The organism is Exilispira thermophila, from assembly GCF_055389015.1.
This window is the reverse complement of the sequence record NZ_AP042476.1, coordinates 696,511-714,802: the sequence shown is the minus strand read 5'-3', so window position 1 is coordinate 714,802 and position 18,292 is coordinate 696,511. Positions and strand designations below refer to the sequence as shown.

The 18,292-nt window shown below is 24.0% G+C and carries 15 protein-coding genes; all 15 read right to left on the bottom strand.

Going from position 1 to position 18,292, the window contains the following annotated elements:
* Positions 1-47 precede the first annotated feature (47 nt).
* Positions 48-1,115 carry a recombinase RecA gene (gene recA, locus ACZ5EC_RS03045; RefSeq protein WP_464303492.1) on the bottom strand — a complete coding sequence of 356 codons (1,068 nt, stop codon included), beginning with the start codon at positions 1,113-1,115 and terminating at the stop codon, positions 48-50.
* A gap of 323 nt (positions 1,116-1,438) precedes the next feature.
* On the bottom strand, positions 1,439-2,608 hold the full coding sequence (locus tag ACZ5EC_RS03040; protein ID WP_464303491.1) for a HEAT repeat domain-containing protein: 1,170 nt from the start codon (positions 2,606-2,608) through the stop codon (positions 1,439-1,441).
* Between the two features lie 102 nt (positions 2,609-2,710).
* A complete protein-coding gene (locus ACZ5EC_RS03035) occupies positions 2,711-5,368 on the bottom strand; it encodes a helicase C-terminal domain-containing protein (protein ID WP_464303490.1) in 2,658 nt (885 codons plus the stop codon).
* Positions 5,369-6,198: 830 nt separating this feature from the next.
* Complete coding sequence (locus tag ACZ5EC_RS03030) at positions 6,199-6,426, bottom strand: hypothetical protein (protein WP_464303489.1); 228 nt, start codon at positions 6,424-6,426, stop codon at positions 6,199-6,201.
* Positions 6,427-6,429: 3 nt separating this feature from the next.
* Positions 6,430-6,771, bottom strand: a complete 342-nt coding sequence (locus ACZ5EC_RS03025) for a hypothetical protein (RefSeq protein ID WP_464303488.1) — start codon at positions 6,769-6,771, stop codon at positions 6,430-6,432.
* A gap of 69 nt (positions 6,772-6,840) precedes the next feature.
* Complete coding sequence (locus ACZ5EC_RS03020; RefSeq protein WP_464303487.1) at positions 6,841-7,023, bottom strand: hypothetical protein; 183 nt, start codon at positions 7,021-7,023, stop codon at positions 6,841-6,843.
* 402 nt (positions 7,024-7,425) lie between these two features.
* Positions 7,426-8,349: a UDP-3-O-acyl-N-acetylglucosamine deacetylase gene (gene lpxC / locus ACZ5EC_RS03015; protein WP_464303486.1), complete on the bottom strand. Its 924-nt coding sequence runs from the start codon at positions 8,347-8,349 to the stop codon at positions 7,426-7,428.
* Positions 8,350-8,508: 159 nt separating this feature from the next.
* On the bottom strand, positions 8,509-9,084 hold the full coding sequence (locus ACZ5EC_RS03010) for an indolepyruvate oxidoreductase subunit beta (protein ID WP_464303485.1): 576 nt from the start codon (positions 9,082-9,084) through the stop codon (positions 8,509-8,511).
* Between the two features lie 43 nt (positions 9,085-9,127).
* On the bottom strand, positions 9,128-10,891 hold the full coding sequence (gene iorA, locus ACZ5EC_RS03005; protein WP_464303484.1) for an indolepyruvate ferredoxin oxidoreductase subunit alpha: 1,764 nt from the start codon (positions 10,889-10,891) through the stop codon (positions 9,128-9,130).
* 276 nt (positions 10,892-11,167) lie between these two features.
* A complete protein-coding gene (gene ruvX / locus ACZ5EC_RS03000) occupies positions 11,168-11,638 on the bottom strand; it encodes a Holliday junction resolvase RuvX (RefSeq protein WP_464303483.1) in 471 nt (156 codons plus the stop codon).
* Positions 11,619-12,410 carry an acyl-ACP--UDP-N-acetylglucosamine O-acyltransferase gene (gene lpxA, locus ACZ5EC_RS02995; protein WP_464303482.1) on the bottom strand — a complete coding sequence of 264 codons (792 nt, stop codon included), beginning with the start codon at positions 12,408-12,410 and terminating at the stop codon, positions 11,619-11,621. Before lpxA ends, ruvX begins: the two co-directional genes overlap by 20 nt.
* 250 nt (positions 12,411-12,660) lie before the next feature.
* On the bottom strand, positions 12,661-13,728 hold the full coding sequence (gene lpxD / locus ACZ5EC_RS02990) for a UDP-3-O-(3-hydroxymyristoyl)glucosamine N-acyltransferase (protein WP_464303481.1): 1,068 nt from the start codon (positions 13,726-13,728) through the stop codon (positions 12,661-12,663).
* A 104-nt stretch (positions 13,729-13,832) separates the two neighbouring features.
* Positions 13,833-14,444, bottom strand: coding sequence for an OmpH/Skp family outer membrane protein (locus ACZ5EC_RS02985; RefSeq protein ID WP_464303480.1), 612 nt, complete (start codon positions 14,442-14,444; stop codon positions 13,833-13,835).
* A gap of 249 nt (positions 14,445-14,693) precedes the next feature.
* Positions 14,694-17,186 carry an outer membrane protein assembly factor BamA gene (gene bamA, locus ACZ5EC_RS02980; RefSeq protein ID WP_464303479.1) on the bottom strand — a complete coding sequence of 831 codons (2,493 nt, stop codon included), beginning with the start codon at positions 17,184-17,186 and terminating at the stop codon, positions 14,694-14,696.
* 101 nt (positions 17,187-17,287) lie between these two features.
* The gene (locus ACZ5EC_RS02975) at positions 17,288-18,205 is read right to left on the bottom strand and encodes a dihydroorotate dehydrogenase (RefSeq protein ID WP_464303478.1); all 918 of its coding nucleotides are present in this window, start codon (positions 18,203-18,205) and stop codon (positions 17,288-17,290) included.
* Positions 18,206-18,292 lie beyond the last annotated feature (87 nt).

Sequence of the window (18,292 nt, the reverse complement as noted above, 5' to 3'; positions counted from 1 at the left end):
ATAAAAAGAATAATTTATAAACTAATAAAATTCAATTATTTAACTAATTATTTTTTCTTCTTTTCATTTGTATTGTTTTTATCCGGTTCCTTTTTTTTATCAGTATTATCTTTTGCTTCAATTAAACCGTATTGTTCTCTAATCTTATTTTCTATTTCATTTAATAAATCAGGATTACCATCTAAAAAATTCATTGCATTTAACTTACCTTGACCCAATTTTATATCATTATAACTATACCATGTTCCAACCTTTTTAATTATTCCTAGATTCTCCCCAATTAAAAGAATTTCTAAAGATTTTGCAATACCTCTATCAAAAAATATTGAAGTCTGGGCTACTTTAAAAGGTGGAGCTACTTTATTTTTCTTAATTGTAAGTTTTAATACACTTCCTAATACTTGATCGCCTTTTTTAATTGATTCTAATTTTTTTACCTGAATCCTGATAGTTGAATAAAATTTTAATGCCAATCCACCTGTTGTTGTTTCAGGGTTACCAAAAGGCATTGTTGATATCTTCATCCTAACCTGGTTAATAAAAATAACTATAGTATTTGCTTTTGAAATAGAAGCTGTTAATTTTCTTAATGCTTGAGACATCAATCTAGCCTGTAAACCTATATGAGAATCCCCCATATCTCCATCAATTTCAGCTTTTGGAACTAGAGCAGCAACTGAATCAACAACAATTATATCAATTGAACCTGATTTAACTAAAGCATCACAAATTTCTAAAGCTTGTTCACCTGTATCAGGTTGAGATATTAATAAATTTTCAACTTTCACACCAATTTTTTTTGCATAAGCAGGATCAAGAGCATGTTCTGCATCAATAAATGCAGCAATACCTCCCTCTTTTTGAGCACTTGCAATCATATGTAATGCTAAAGTAGTTTTACCAGAACTTTCAGCACCAAATATTTCAATAACTCTTCCTCTGGGTATTCCACCCACACCTAAAGCAATATCAAGTGCTAATGAACCAGTAGGTATTGCTTCTACATTCATTGATGTTTTTTCACCAAGTTTCATTATTGCACCTTCACCAAACTGCTTCCTAATAGTTTGGATTGTAGATTCTACAATTTTCTCTTTGTCTTTTTCAACTGCCATATTTACATCCTTTTTATTTTTTTAAATCTTTTATTTTTTGCTATTTAATTTTAATTTATTTTATTATTTTCACCTTTTTTATCTTAATTTCGTTTTAATATTTTACTTTTTCTGTTTTTCTTTTGTTATTTTATTTTTGCTATTTTAATATTTTATTCCCTTTTATATAAATTTGATAAATTACTTTTATAACTAACTTAATTTTCAAAAGATTTAATAGGCAAAAAATTTAACCCCATTAAATATACATTAATTACAATAATTTACACACTTAATTTTAAAATATAGTATTTTCTTTATTTTTATTAAAAACCATTTTATTATTATCCATTAGTTTGTTCACTATTCTTATCATTTTTGTTTTTTTCATTTTCAGGAAAGAATTTTTTTAATAATTTTTTTGCTCTTTCTTTATATTCTTTATTTTTACTATAATCTTTTATATAGTTTAAAAGAAATTTAATTTTATCTTTTAACTTATCATCAGCATTTATACTTTTTTGATTTTCCATTATTGTTAAAAATGCATCATAAGCTGCATATCTAACCTTTTCATTTTTATCATGTATAGCTTTATAAACTATAATATCAAGAGAATCAAATGCTTTTAATTCTTTAAGTGATTTTAGTGCTTCTATTCTAACATTAACATTGTTGCTTCTTAAAAGTTGCATTAAAACTTTATCAGCATCTTTTTTATTATAATTTTTAATTGCCTGAGCAGCATAAATTTGTATATATGGATCTTCTGATTCAAGAGATTTTTTAATATATTTATAAGAAGATGGATCTTTTATTTTTGATAAAGCAAAAAGCAAATATCTTCTAACATAGGTATTTTCAGCATTGTCAGTAATCATTTCATTAAATTTTTCAATATATTTTTTATCAATTTTATCAAAATTTGAAAAATATAAAGCAGCGTAAGACCTTAATTCATCATCATTTTTTGAGTCTATAAGAAATTCATAAATTTTATCCATATATTTTGTAGAACGAATTTCACCTAATGCTTGCAAACAAGCTTCTCTAATACCTTTTTCTTCTTCATATTCTTTTTTAGTAAAGATAGTGTAAATATCATCTTCTAAACTTTTGAGCTTTAATTTACCAGAATCAACAATAGCTATTCTTAATAAACTATTATTAGAAAACTTATCTTCAATAATTTTTTTTAAATATGGTTCAATTTTTTTAGCTTCCTTTTCAAGGTCACCTAAAACAGTTAAAGCATTGATTTTTATATTCACATTATAAGTTGTATCAATCAAATTAAGTAAATCATCTACTAATGGTGTACAATCATAAATTAACAGCTCTTTTAAAATATTTAACACTTCCTCTTCAGTACCATATTTTAAAACCTCACTATAATAATCTATTTTTTCATCAGGTATTTTTTGCTTATCATAACCAAAAATAAAATAGTTTTTAAAAAATAGAATTATAAAAAATAATACTAAAATATATAAGATTTTTTTATTTCTAAACATTTGTTTTTCCTTGAATAACAAATTCCAATAATAACATAGAGATTATATAAATAATCAAGATGATATTTTATTAACCCTTTTATAATATAATACAACTAAAAATCAAAAAATGAATCGGTTTTTATAATCATTTTCTAATTTTTCATAATTATCAAACATTATACCAACATCTGGTAAAGAGTTTATAATTATTTTCCCATATTGTTTTGTTTTTATTCTTTTATCGAAAATAAAACATGCTCCTTTATCATCTTCTTTTCTAATTAACCTTCCATAGCCCTGCTTTAATTTTAATGCTGCATTTGGCAACATAAAATCCATAAATTTATTTTTATTTAATTTTTCAATATATTGAGACTTGATTTGGACCATAGGATTTGAGGGAACTTTAAATGGTAATTTTGTAATAATTAAAAGGGATAAAGATTGTCCAGGTATATCTATACCTTCCCAAAAAGTTGAAGTTCCTAAAAGAACAGAATTTTCATTACTTTTAAACAATTCTATTAACTTCTTTTTTGAATATAAATAACCTTGCATAAAAAGATTTATCCCATTTTCGTTTAAGTAATCTTTAAGAAAATTAAAAAGCTTTTTCATATCATAATAGGATGTTGTTAAAACAAAAGCATTTCCTTTATTTAAAAGAATTAAATTTAATATCATATGTTTAATGCTATCAATAAAATCTTTAGAATTAGGTTCTACAATATTTTTAGGTATATAAATTTTTGAATGTTCTTTATAATTATAAGGTGAATCTAAAATTAGCTCTTTAAATTTAATATGGTTAATAAATAATTGGTCTTTAAAAAACAAAAATGATTTGTTAGTAGTTAAGGTAGCTGAAGTAAATACTGTTGAATCTACTCTTTCAATAATTGAACTTAAAAAATCAGATTTTAAAGAGCTATCAAAAAATGCAAAATTAACATTTTTAGGTTTTATCTCTATCCATATCTCATTTGAAATATTGGAAGTAATTAAAAATTTATTTAATACTAATTTATAATCTTCAAATTTAAGTAAAAAATTATTTAAATAATATTTTAAAAATATTTGAGTACTACTTAAATTATCATCTTTAATTTCTTTTATTTTGTTTGAAAGTTTAGTTAATATATTTTCAAAATTAATAATATCATTAATTATGTTTTTTAAATTTAAATTAAATTTTTCTTTGTGTTCAGGATGAAAATATTTTACAAATTCAGAAAATAAAAGCTCAGTGTTATTAAATTTAGATTTATCACTAATTTGTTCAACAATTTCACGTAATAATAATTCTATATTATTAAAATTATGTTTTAAACTGGAAATATTATCACTAATTTTATCTACTAAATTCTTCTCATTTTCTAAATTATCTTTTATTTCAAAATATTTAACTAATAATTTTAAATACCCTTTTTTTTCTTTAATATTATAAAATTTATTTAAACTTTTAAAAAACAGGTTTAAGTTTAAAGATTTAACAAGAGATTTATCAATTATATCTTCAATATTATGGGCTTCATCAAAAATTAAAATTTTATGCTTTGGTAATACATTGCTTTCAGTATTTAAAGCAGAAGCAAAATACAAAGCATGATTTACAATTATAATATCAGATTCAGTAACCTCTTTTCTACTTTTATAATAAAAACATGAAGAATAATATTTACATTTGTTTTTAATACAGGTTTCTGAAGATGCATTTATTTCTTTTATAAGGTCACCTGAAATTTTAAAACTTAATTCAGTTAATAAACCTGTATTACTTTCTTCTAAATATTTTTTAATCTGTTCAAATTCTTCCTTTAAATTAGACTCAAACAAAGTATCATTAATAGATTTTTTAAATATTTCATATTTTAACTTACAAAGATAATTCCCCCGCCCCATTAAAATTTTATAAATTACCTTATTATCTATTATATTTTCAATTAAAGGTAAGTCTTTATAAAAAAGCTGCTCCTGTAAAGCAATTGTATTTGTAGATATAACAACTTTTATATTATTTTTTTTCGCATATAAAATTGAAGGAATTAAATATGCAAGAGATTTTCCTATTCCAGTTCCAGCTTCTATTAATATATTTTCTTTTTTATTTATTGAATTAGCAATTTCTTTTGCCATAATTATCTGACCAATTCTTTCTTTAAAATTGGGTAAAAAAGTTTTTATTTTTGTATTTTTTTTACATAAAATATTTGTAACTTCTTTTTCAGAAATTGTTTTTACTTTATTCACAACAATAAATGGAACAACTACATAAATTTCACTTACATTATTGTTTACTATTCCAAAACCAACTCCATTTTCTCTACAAAAGTTAGCAAAAATCTGGTCAGCATTTGATGGGGATAAATTTCCTGAAGGGTGATTATGAATTATCATATCAAATTGTTGAATTATTTCTTCATCAACTATAACTGAATTAATATTTCCTCTAAATAATAATTCAACTTTATTTAATATTTTTTTATCTGTATCGATACCATTATTTTCTTCTATTTTTTCTCTTTCGATTTTCTCTTTTTTATTTTTTTTTATTTTGTTTTTTTCATTTTCAGAATAAATTACTTTATCAATTTCTTCAAGATCAATAATATTACTACTTGAATCATGATAAATATTATTATTAATATGGTTTATTTCATCTTTTATAATAGAACAACCAAATAAAACCTCATTATTATCACTATTTTCAATATTTTTTTTTATAAAATCAATTACATCCTGTGTAAAATAATTTGAAGGATTTTCATATTTTTGCATACTTAAAATTTATCAAAAACTAAAAGAATAAAAAGAAAAATGTTAATAATAAAATTGAAATTATTTAAGATATTTAAAAAATAAAAAATTAATTCTATCATTATTAAAATTTTTTTCACTAGTTCAGTTATGTAATCTATTATTACAATCTGTTTAGCACAAATACAAAACCAATATTTGTTATCTCCTAGTCTTTGACAACTGAAATCCGTTCAAAAAATTTTAATAATGATAGATATATAACTTTAATATATTTTAATTAAATATTTACAAATACAATAATTTCAAGTTTTATCATTAATTGCATCGCCACGAGAAAATATATTTTCTCTTTAGTCTTTGACAACTACAATCCAGTCGAAAAATTTCAATTATGATATATATAGTTTACATTTATTAAATCAATAATAACAATTTCAAATTTTATTATTAACTGCACCAACCACGGGAAAAATATATTCTTTTTAGTCTTTAGCAACTGACATCCACTCAAAAAATTTCAATAATTATAGACATATAAATTTAACTTATTTAATCAAATATAACCATTTCAATTTTATTATTATTGGTACCAACCAAGAAAAAATATATTCTGTTTTAGCATTTCAAGCACCTAATGCTGAAATTTCTAATATAACCACTTCTCTTTTCGAGAAGGATGTAAGTTTTAATATAGTCTTTGATAGTAAAACTGAAGAAAGTAATAATGATAAAAAAGATAATGTAATGAATACACATTAAAGAATTAGTCTAATAATAAAAATGATTATTAATTATTCTTTTCATTAAATTGTTAATAGAAAAAATTATATGCCTGCTTCTGTTTTCCTTTATATTTTTCGCTGTAATTTGAATAGGAGACTAATACCATTGCCATATAAAATCTCTAACATATGATTTGCCCCAACAGAGAGTAGCCATTTTTTTCTTCTTTCATTTTTATCTTTGATGTCAGAGTAGAAATAATTTGCAGGGTATAAATATAATTTTTCTACAATAACCATGTTTTCTTTTTTAACTTCCTCAGCTTGAAAGTTTTTATTATTCTTTTCAAGCATATTCTAAAATTTATAGAATTGTGCTTCTGTCATTGTAGCATATACATCAGTAAGTAATCCTCCTATTTCAGTGTTAAAAATAGATTTAGGAAATAATGTTTTGTTGTTTAAATAATCATCAATTACTGTTTTAGGATCAGTCCTCAAATATCCATAAGGTGTTTTTTTATCATATCTTTCTGAATCTCGCCAAGCATATGCATAAACAAAAAGAAGGTTTGTCAACCATTCTCTTGTAAGCATATATCTTTCTTCATCAATAAAGCCTTTTTTATCTCTTTTCGGCTTATAATTTTTTTGTATTTCTGGTGCATTTAATAAGATTTTAAGATAACTTTCTGCCAATTTAATGGCACTAGAACCCGAACGTACACCACTTCCAGGTGTATTAGCAATACGATCATTATTAATCAATTACATCATTTCTATAACAAAATTATCTGAATGAAAGTCATCATAGTTCCAAGGTGTAACAACTTCATCTTTTTCATCAGCAAAAACAGTAGAAGATAAAAAGCCTGATAATTTTAAAGGCAGCATTACCATTGTAATTAACAAAACTGTAATTAAAAATTTAATATTTTTATTTTTAAACATATCTTTACTCCAAATTGCTATAGTATTTAATCAAGAGTAAAATATATTTTTGGAATTCAAAAGTATTGATAACTAGTTGATTTAAAATTGAAAATTTTATTCATGTGGGTTATGAATTTAATAATAAAACTTGAAATTAGTATATTTATTTAAATAAATGAAAGCTATATGTCTATCATTATTAAAATTTTTCGAACGATTGTTAGTTGCCAAAGGCTAAAAAGAATATATTATTTGATTTTTTTAAATGTTTTAAAAGTATTAACTAAAAGGATTACATAACTAACCTAGTGAGAAAAAATTTTAATAATGATAGAATTATTTCTTATTTTTTAAATATATCAATAATTTCAATTTTATTATTTGTATCGTTTTTATGAATAAAATTTACAATTTGACACTTTACATTTCAATAGGTAAATGTAAATTTTTTGATATTTCTTCAAATTGATGTTGAATCATATGTAATTTTTTAGTAGTAAGATCAATATTTCTTGTTAAATAAAGTTTTTTAGTAAAAGCAATATCTGATGTATGACCAGCTTTATGAGCAATTATGTGTCCAATTATAGGTATTCCTGTAATATATAAATCCCCAATAAGATCAAGAATTTTATGCCTTACAGCTTCATCTTCAAATCTTATTTCATCATTTAAAATCCCATTTTTTGAATAAACTAAAGCGTTATTTAAAGATCCACCTAAAGCAAGATTATTTTGTTTCATCCATTCAATCTCTTCTAAAAATCCAAAAGTTCTTGCTCTTGAAATTTCTTTTACATAATTTTCTCTATTGATAATTATATGAGCATTTTGAGCACCTAAAATTTTAGATTTTTTAGTAAAATCAATTGAATAAGTTATTTCAAATTTATCGGATGGTAACCCAATAATATAAACATCATTTTCGATATACCATATAGGGAAATTAATTTTAATTGGTTCAATATATCCTTCTAACTCATAAATACCAGCTTCTTTAATCATTTCTACAAAATAATATGAAGAACCATCAAATATAGGTGGTTCATCACCTTCAATATCAATTTCAACATCTGTTATATGAAGAGCATGCAAAGCTGATAATATATGTTCAACTGTATAAATATGGAGTTCTTTTCCAATAGTTGTAGCAAATGAAGTATTAGAAACAGCAAAAGGTGATATTTTAATCTGGTGTTCTCTTTTTTTATCTCTTTTAATATTATAAAAAATAATACCATTATTTCCCGGTCGCATAATAATTTTTGACATCTGACCGGTATGTAATGCAACTCCTTTTCTAATAATTGTGTTTTTAATAGTTTTTCTTTTAATTAGTTCCATTCTAAATAATCCAGATGTTTATTTAATAATCAATAAAGAATAAAAATATTTAAATTATATTAAAAGCAAATTATATGCCAATTAGATAAATTTTAAGAACTCACTTTTTACAAGAAAAATATACTTTTTTGAATTAAATAAATGTATTGTTTTTGCAACTTACTGATTTAATTTTGCTACACTTTTAAATATTTCCCAGTTTTTTTCAAAAAACTTTGGCTTTATTTTCTTTTTCATAGCTTCAAACCAGATATCCTCTTTTAAATCAATATACCTGGAAGCATATGCTAATAATGCAATATTTTCAGCTTTTGTAAGACCATGCTCTTTTGCATACTTAAATGCATCAAACTCTTCATAATCTATATTATTTTCTTTAAGATATTCTTCAACATTATCTGGATATTTGTAATTTCCAGAAGAAACAGTTATAGGGATGATTTTTCTAGTGTTGAAAATTAATTTACCTTTAGGTTGTAAATAGTTTAAAAACCTTAAACTTTCAGCATATTCAAATGCAAGTATCAAATCAGCTTCTTTTTCTGGAATAATTGGAGAATAAATCTTATCTCCATATCTTACATGAGAATTAACAACTCCACCTCTTTGACTCATTCCATGAATCTCATTTTTTTTAACATCATATCCAGATAAAGCAAAAGCTTCAATTAATATTTCTGAAACTAAAATTATCCCTTGACCACCAACACCATTTAATAATATATTTTTAACCATTATAATCCTCCAAACTTTTGTATAAAAACTTAATATAATTTATTTAATTTTTAATAACTTCAATTGCATCAAAAGGACAAACCTGTTGACAAACTGTACAACCTGTACATTGTGTTTCATCTATTTCTATTGTTTTTTCACCTGTTATCATAATTGCAGGACAACCTACTTGTAAACAGAGTTTACAAAATTTACATTTATCTTGATTTATCCTCAAAGGAGGATCCCATTTCACACCTTTTTTAAGTACACAAGGTCTTTTAACAACTAACATAGTTGTTTCATCTTTTTCTAGCTGTTCATCTAAAGCTTTTTTAATCTCATCAATTTTATATCCATCAACTTCTCTATAATCTTCAATATTTGCTGCTTCTGCAAATTTTCTTAAATTAAAAACTTTTGTGGTTTCACCCATTAAAGTTTTCCCTGTTAATGGGTTGTCTTGATGGCCAGTCATTGCTGTAACAGAATTGTCTAAAATTACAATTTTGTTTCCTAACTTATTGTAAGTTGCATCGACAGTTCCAGTTAAACCAGAATGCATAAAAGTTGATTCACCAATAACTGAAACAACTTTTGTTTTATCATTAGTTATTTTTTTTACTGTTTGGAATCCATTGCCAACTGTTATTGATGCTCCCATACAAACTGTTGTATGCATTGCACTTAAAGGTGGTAAGAACCCAAGTGTATAACAACCAATATCACCATTAACAGTTGCTTTTTCTTTATTTAAAACATAAAAAGTTGCCCTATGTGGACACCCTGCACATAAAACAGGTGGTCTTGGAGGTAGTTCAACATTATATTGTTTTTCTATTTCTAAATAATCTTTTCCTTCATTTATAATACTTCTTAATCTTTCTACTGAAAATTCATACAAATATGGAATCTTGTCTTTTCCCAGATCAACTTTTATATTTTGCATTTTGATTTGCATTTCCATAATAGGTTCAAGTTCTTCAATTACCCACATATTTTCAACATTTTTTCTAAATTCTTTAACTGCATCTATTGGTAAAGGATAAGGCATTCCTACTTTTAATACAGAATATTCAGGAAAAGCTTCTTTTACATATTGATAAGCTAATCCTGCAACAACTATTCCAACTTTTTTATTGTTATATTCAAATTTAACAAGGCCATTATCAATTGCCCATTTTTGAGAATTTTTTAATCTCTGTTCAACATATGCATGCCTTTTATACGCATTAGAAGGAACAATAACATATTTTGAAACATCTTTATCAAAAGAATATTTTATATCAGGTTCTTTTCTTTTTTTATTAATTTCACAAATAGATTTTGAATGTGAAATTCTAGTTACCAATCTCAACATCACAGGTGTATCAAAAGTTTCTGACAATTGATAACCAATATTAATATAATCAATAACATCCTGGGAATCAGATGGTTCAAGTACAGGAATTTTAGCATGCATAGCATAAAGTCTATTGTCCTGTTCATTTTGAGAAGAATGCATTGAAGGATCATCTGCTGAAACTATAATAAATCCTTTATTAATACCTGTATAGGAAGCAGAAAAGAGAGGATCAGCAGCAACATTTAAACCAACATGTTTCATTGCAACAAGAGATCTTGCTCCAGCATAAGCTGCACCTAATGCTTCTTCAAAAGCAGTTTTTTCATTTGAACCCCAATAACAATAAATACTATCTTTAAATTTTTTAGATATATTTTCAAGAATTTCTGTTGAAGGAGTACCAGGATAAGCAGTAGCTACTTTACATCCTGCTTCAAAAGCTCCTTGAGCAACAGCTTCATTACCTGATAAAATTTCTTTCATAGTCTTCTCCTGAATTTGATAAATATTTCTCATAAATAGTTATACTTATAATATTTTTTTTTTCACTAATTTTTTTTAATTAATTTCCTTTTATTCAAAATTAAATAAAATTTTAATTTACTCTATCTTTATAGAAAGATTTATAAATAGAAATAATTATAAAAATAGATAAAATACTAAACATAAATTATAGAAACACTAAGCTAATTTGAAAAGTAAAAAGTTTATAAAAAATGGAAATAAGAATAATGAAAATAAGAATAATGGAATTAATAATTAAGAATTTAATTTTTGATTTAACAAATATGAATCAAGAATAATTTGAGCAGAAAGTGCATCTTTTATTTTTTTCTTTTTTTTATTTTTCATTTTTGTTTGTTCCATTAAAGAAAAAGCTGTATTTGTTGAATATGATTCATCGATAGTTTTAATATCTATTTTCAAATTTTGAGAAATTAAATACTTTTCAAGTTTTTCAATAAATTTTAATATTTTTTTTGAAGTAAAAGTTTGTTTCCCATCAAGCATCAATGGTAATCCAACTACAATAATAGTTATTTTATTTTTGATTAATATTTGTTTTAAATTTGGGAAAAATTCTGAATCATTATAAATAAAACCCTTTGGAAGTGCAAATTTATTAGAAGGATCTGAAATTGCTACACCTACTCGTTTTTCACCCCAATCTAAACCTAGAACTCTTGTTTTTTGTTTAATATTACTTTTTTTATCTTTTATCTCTTCCAAATGCAGTTATTCCTCTTTTTGATATTTTAAAAAACTCAACCAACATTTTTGCTGGATTAAAATCTTGAAAATCATCCTCTATTTTTTTTATTGCTTTTGTAAAGGGTAAATTGCTATGATAAAAAATATTATACATCTTTTTAATTTTTTCTCTATCTTCTGTAGAGAAATTATTTCTCCTTAATCCAACTATATTTAATCCAATAATTTTAGCAGGTGTACCAAAAGCAATAGTAAAAGGAGGTACATCCTTATTTACTTTAGCTCCCCCTCCAATCATACAATAACTGCCAATTTTACAAAATTGGTGTATTGCTGTAAATGCGGATAAAACAGAATAATTTTCAACCTCTGTATAACCTGCAAGTTGACATGTGTTTGTAATTATATTAAAATCACCAATTTTGGCATTATGCCCCATATGAGCATATGCCATCAAATAATTATTATTACCTACAATTGTTGAACTTCCATCTTTTGTACCTCTATGAATAGTAACAAATTCTCTAATAATATTATTGTTCCCTATTTTAACAAAAGAGACACCATTTTTGTAATCTAAATCCTGTGGATCCCCCCCAATATATGCACTTATCCCTATAAAATTATTATCACCTATTTCAACATATGGTCCAATAACTGAATGAGACTCAATTGTGTTATTATTACCAATTATGCTTCCTTTTCTAATAATAGCATAATCTTTAATAATATTATTATTTCCAATTTTTACACCATTTTCAATTATAGCAGTTTTAGCTATTTTATTCATTTTAACCTCTAAAAGTTAATTAATAATTTTTTATTATTTTTAATATTTTAATTTCTTTAGTTAATTTTTATTGCATAATACAATTTTCTATAGTTCTATACTCTTTCTCCTATAAAATTTTAACTTCTTTTTTATTTGTTTATTTTTTAATTTTTTTATTTAGTTTGAATCAATTTACCTATCTTTTTTAATGATATTGTTATTAATATAAATATTAATAGTTATATTTATTCTTTATTTGATTATATTTTTATTTATCTTTTCTTTTATTTCTATTTATTAATTCTCTTTCAACCCAATTAGTAACCTTAATAATTTCAGGTAATTTTTTATAACCAATAAATGATCTTCTAAAATTATTAACATCCATAGCTGGATACCCCATAAGAATAGACCCTTTTTTATATCTTGTTTTTGATAATCCAGTTTTTGCACCACAAATAACATTGTCCTCTACTATAGCATGGTCAGCAATACCAACCTGCCCTGCTAAAACAACAAATTTTCCTATTTTTGCGCCACCTGCAATCCCTGTTTGTGAAGCAATTACAGTATTATCGCCAATTGTAACATTATGCGCGATTTGAACAAGATTATCAATTTTAACACCATTACCAATCAAAGTATTATCAATTGTTCCTCTATCAATTGAACAATTAGATCCTATTTCCACATTGTTTCCTATAACAATCTTTCCCATTTGTTCAATTTTCATGTGTTTTTCACCATTAAACTGATAACCAAAACCATCTGAACCAATAACAGTTCCGGAATGTATAATACAGTTATTACCTATTTCTACATTTTCCAAAATTGTAACATTTGGATAAATATAACAATTATTTCCAATCTTAACATTTTCTCCGATATAACAATTTGCACCTATAAATGTATTATAACCAATTTCTACATTTTCTTTTATAACAACAAAATCTTCAATTTCAATAGATTCTATATTTAGTTTTGATTTAATGGAAGCTAATTTAGAAATATTTCCAGATCTAATTTCTCTTCTTTTAAATAGTGAAGTTGCAATTGTAAATACAATTTTTGGATATGGATGAATTATAAAAGTCTTTTTTGCTTCTAAATCTTTAATATCATTATAAATTTCTTTAGTTGTGATAACTACAGAGGCTAAAGAATTTAAAGCTTTTTCAATTAGTTTTTTATCATTAACATATACAATTGAATCGTGTTTTATGTTATCAAGATTAGAAACTTTATTAAAGATAATTTGGGGATCACCTCTAATTTCAAAATTAATAATTTTTGAAAATTCTTCTACTGATATGTCATTTTCTTCAATTATTATCATTTAACTTCCCAAATAGATTTTATTTATAAATTTTTCATATTATGTTCTTTATATATAGTTTTAAAATATATAGTTTTAAATTATTTTAATTTTTCTATATGTTTTTAATTATTTTGATTATTGTTATCTTTATCTTCTTCAGTTTTACCATAGACATATTTATCAACATCTATATTATTTTCATTGCAGTATTTAATAATATATTCCTGCAAATAATCTAAAACAAGTTGCGTTAAATCAACAGTTTCAGAATAATATATTAAATAATCAGCATGAATATCCAAGATTATTGAATATCCTTCCCTTTCAGCAACTTTTCTAATGGCATAAGTAATATCATCCTGTATATATTTTTCTCTATTAGTTTTAAAATCTTCTAACTTCTTTTTTGTATAATCATATAAACTTCTTGCTTCATTATATAAATTATCATATTGCTCTTTTATAGTTGCTTTTTCAGAATCACTTATATTAGGGTCATTAAGTTTTTTATTTAATTCATCTAATTGTTCTTTATATTCTAAAGCTTGTTTATTAAAAGAATCAGTTAAGTAAGCAGTTTTAATATCAATCAAAGGTTTCTTTTTATATGTTTCATAAACCATATCTCTGTCAATAACTCCTACTTTAACAAGAATATCTCCAAAAATATTTACAGAAAACACAAATAAAATAATCAAAAAAAACAAATAAATATATAGCTTTTTATTATGCATAAGAATGTCCCTCAAATAGTTTATTATATTTTAAAATTTTTTATTGAACTAACTTTTCTTCTTTAATATACCTTATTAATTCAACAATAAACTTTGTTTTTTATTAAGTCTTTGACTAGCAACTAAGTCTTTAATTAGTAACTTTATTATATTAATAATAATATTTATGAAATTTAATTCAATTTCAACAAATTTTTTGTTTATATAGTTATATTAATAATTATAATATTTATTAAAGAATAAACTAAACTAAAAAACCATATCCCCAACAGAAAATACAAAACTCCAGTTCTCCCATCCCTGATCAATAAATTGAATAGAATTATTATTTATTATAAATCTTTTTGCAAAATAGATCCTGATTGGTAAACTTGGTATTTGAAGTTTTGCCCCAAATCCAACAGAATTATAAAAATTGTTTATTGATATATTTGATATATCTTCAGGAGAATTTAATAAACTCGCAAAATCAGCAAAAACAACTCCAGATACAAGATTCTTCACAATCATCTTTTGTAATTCAAAAGAGAATATAAATTTTGCTCTTCCTAAATAATTAATCAAATTTAACCATCCCCTGGATTCATTGTATCCAGAAATATATAAATAATCTTCTGAGTTTAATATCAGTCTTCCATCAAATTGAGGAAATATAAATGCAGCAGAAGTATTAAATGAAAGTATAATATCCCAGAAAGTGTTAAAATTAATATTAAAAGCAGAATTTGTTTTTAAAAATTGTATATTTCCTCCTAAAATCCCTCCTGTATAAGTTAAACTTTGTTTAAAAACAAAACCTTTTTTAGGGAAAAGATAAAAATCTCTTGTATCCCATCTAAAACTAAATGTTAATGAATCAAAAAAGATCCAATCTCCAAAATTTAAAAATGCTAATGAAGAAGTACCATCCTCAGATGCTGGAGCAAAAATATAATTATTTCCATCTTCATTTCTATATCTATTTGCACCAATACTCCAACCAACTGATGCAGAAAAATATGGAACCCATCTTTTACCTAACAACAAAGAAACTGAAATTTTATCTGATATATAATTTTTTAAATAATCAGCATAGGTTGTAGTATAATTAGTATCAGTAGTAATAGCAGTATTGTATTCATCCCAGGTAGTAAAAGGATCAGGTATACCATCTTGATCCATATCTATAGGTTTATTTGTATATTTTGACAAAGCATATGATAAATCAACACCAAAATTAATTGGTTTATTTAAAAACCATTTATCTTGAAATGACAATGAAATATTGGCATTGTTAACACCTAAATTTCCAGTTTCTTTTATACTATATCCCCTACCTAAAAAATTAGTGTCCTGATAAGAAGTTTGTAATCCAAATCCAAATTCAACTCCCGGTGTATAGCTAGCTCCAAAAGAAAAATTTGCAGTTCTTTGTTCTTCCAGTAACACTATCAGATTTATTAAAGAAGGATCATCACCTGGTTTCATCTGTACATCAATATTGCTAAAATATTGAGTATTATACAAATTCATTATAGATTGTCTAATCTTTTTTGTATTAAACACTTCCCCTTCATCAACCATTAATTCTCTAATTATTACATAATCTTTTGTCTTAGAATTTCCTTTAATATATATCTTTTCTATATGTGCTTTTTTACCTTCAGAAATCTTTATTGATACAAAAACTTCTCTTTTATCTTTGTTAATATCTTCATTTAAATCGCCTTGAACATAAATATAACCATATTGAGAATAAAAATCTCTTATTTTGTCTATTAGTTTTTTAAAGAATATTCTATTATAATAATCACCTATTTTTATTTCATTATCTTTTAATATTGAAGATAATAATTCTTTCTCAGTAAAAAGTTTATTACCTGTAATTTTAAATCCATTTAATGCATATTGTTTCCCTTCATCAATATAAATAGTAATATCTAAAAGTTTATCTTTTTCTCTTTCAATAACTTTTTTGTCCACTTTTTTTATATTTGCATCTAAATAACCTTTTGTATAATAAAGATCAATTATTTTATTAAGATCGTTATCAAAAGTAGATTCCAAAAATGCACCTTTTTGTATTTCAAAAATAATTTGTAAAAAAGGTTTGGTATCCATTTGAGCTTTTAATTTTGAAGATTTAAAAATTGTATTTCCAACAAAAGTTATTTTATGGACTTTAAGTCTTTTTGGTTCAATAATTGTGAGTTTAAGATTGACACCTTTATCAGTGAAATTTTTATCCACATTTATTTGTACATTTTCATACCCTTCAGAAAGATATTTTTCCTTAATACTTCTAATTGTGTTATTAAGTTTTTGATCAGAATAAAAATCACCTTCCTGAATAGTAATCGAATCTTTTAAATCATCCTTTTTAATCTTTTTATTACCTGTTATTTCAAAACTCAAAATAATCGGTTTTTCTTTAACTTCAATTGTTAGTTTAACACTGTTATCATTAACTGAATCAACATAAATAACAATATTATCGAAATACCCTGTATTATATAAATTAGAGATAGCTTTACTTAATAAAACAATATCCAATTTTTCATTTATCTTGAATGGTAACAAAGCAAAAACTTCTTCCTGAGTAATTGCATTTAACCCTTTAATCTCAATTTTAACAATAGTTTTACCCTGATATTTTTGTACATTTTCTAAACCAGTATCTGCAAAAATAGAGATAGAGAAATTAAAAATTAAAAATAATAAAATGAATAATAAAGAAAATTTCAAAAATAAAGATTTTTTCATAATATCCCCTCAAATTATCTATATACAATTAATCAAATAATTCAAAAATGTCAAATAACTACAAGAATTTTAAAATAAGTGAAAATAAAAAGATTTAACCTTTATGATAGCTTTAAATTTGAAAGGGAAAGATTGTTTTCTTTAAGATATTTTTTAATACCTTCAAGTATTTTAATTGATATTGATGGATCAATAAAATTATATGTACCAATAGAGATAGCATCTGCTCCAGCTATTAAAAATTCAATTGCATCACTTACAGATGAAATCCCCCCCATTCCTATAATGGGAAGATGAGTTGCTTTTCTTGCTTCATAAACAAAATATAAAGCTATTGGTTTTATTGCAGGACCTGATAAACCAGCTATAACATTTTTAAAAACAGGTTTTCTTCTATTTATATCAAAAGCAGCAGCTTTAAAAGTATTAACAAGACTGATAATATCAGTACCACCACTTTCTGCTGCATCAATATACTCTTTTATACTCTGAACATTTGGAGATAGTTTTGTTATTATTGGTTTTTTTGTAATTTTAGAAACTAAAGAAATTAAGTTAAAAACAGATTCTGGATCTTTTGAAAAAGTGATCCCTCCTTCTTTTACATTTGGGCAGGAAACATTTATCTCATAATAATCAAAATGTTCAAATTTATTTGCTAATTCAACAATTTCCTGGAACTCATCAGTTGAGTTTGCATTTAAATTTACTATTATTTTTGTTCCTTTATCTCTTAATTTTTTAAAATATTGCGAATATTCTTTAATTACATTTTTTATTCCAATATTTGCAAGTCCAATTGAATTAATCAACCCACATGGAGTTTCTATTAATCTTGGAGGTTCATTTCCTTCTTTAGGACTAATAGTTGTGCCTTTTATAGTTATAGCACCAAGTGAATTTACATTAATAAAATCTTCAAATTCTTTCCCATACCCAAAAGTTCCAGAAGATGTTATTACTGGATTTTTAAGATTTAATTTTCCTTTATTTACACTTAAATTAAATTCATTATTCATATAAAAAAATTATCCTTAATTTTTGTAATATTACATAAATTTAAAATTTATGAAAACTAATCTATATAGTTTTTTTCTTTTTAATTT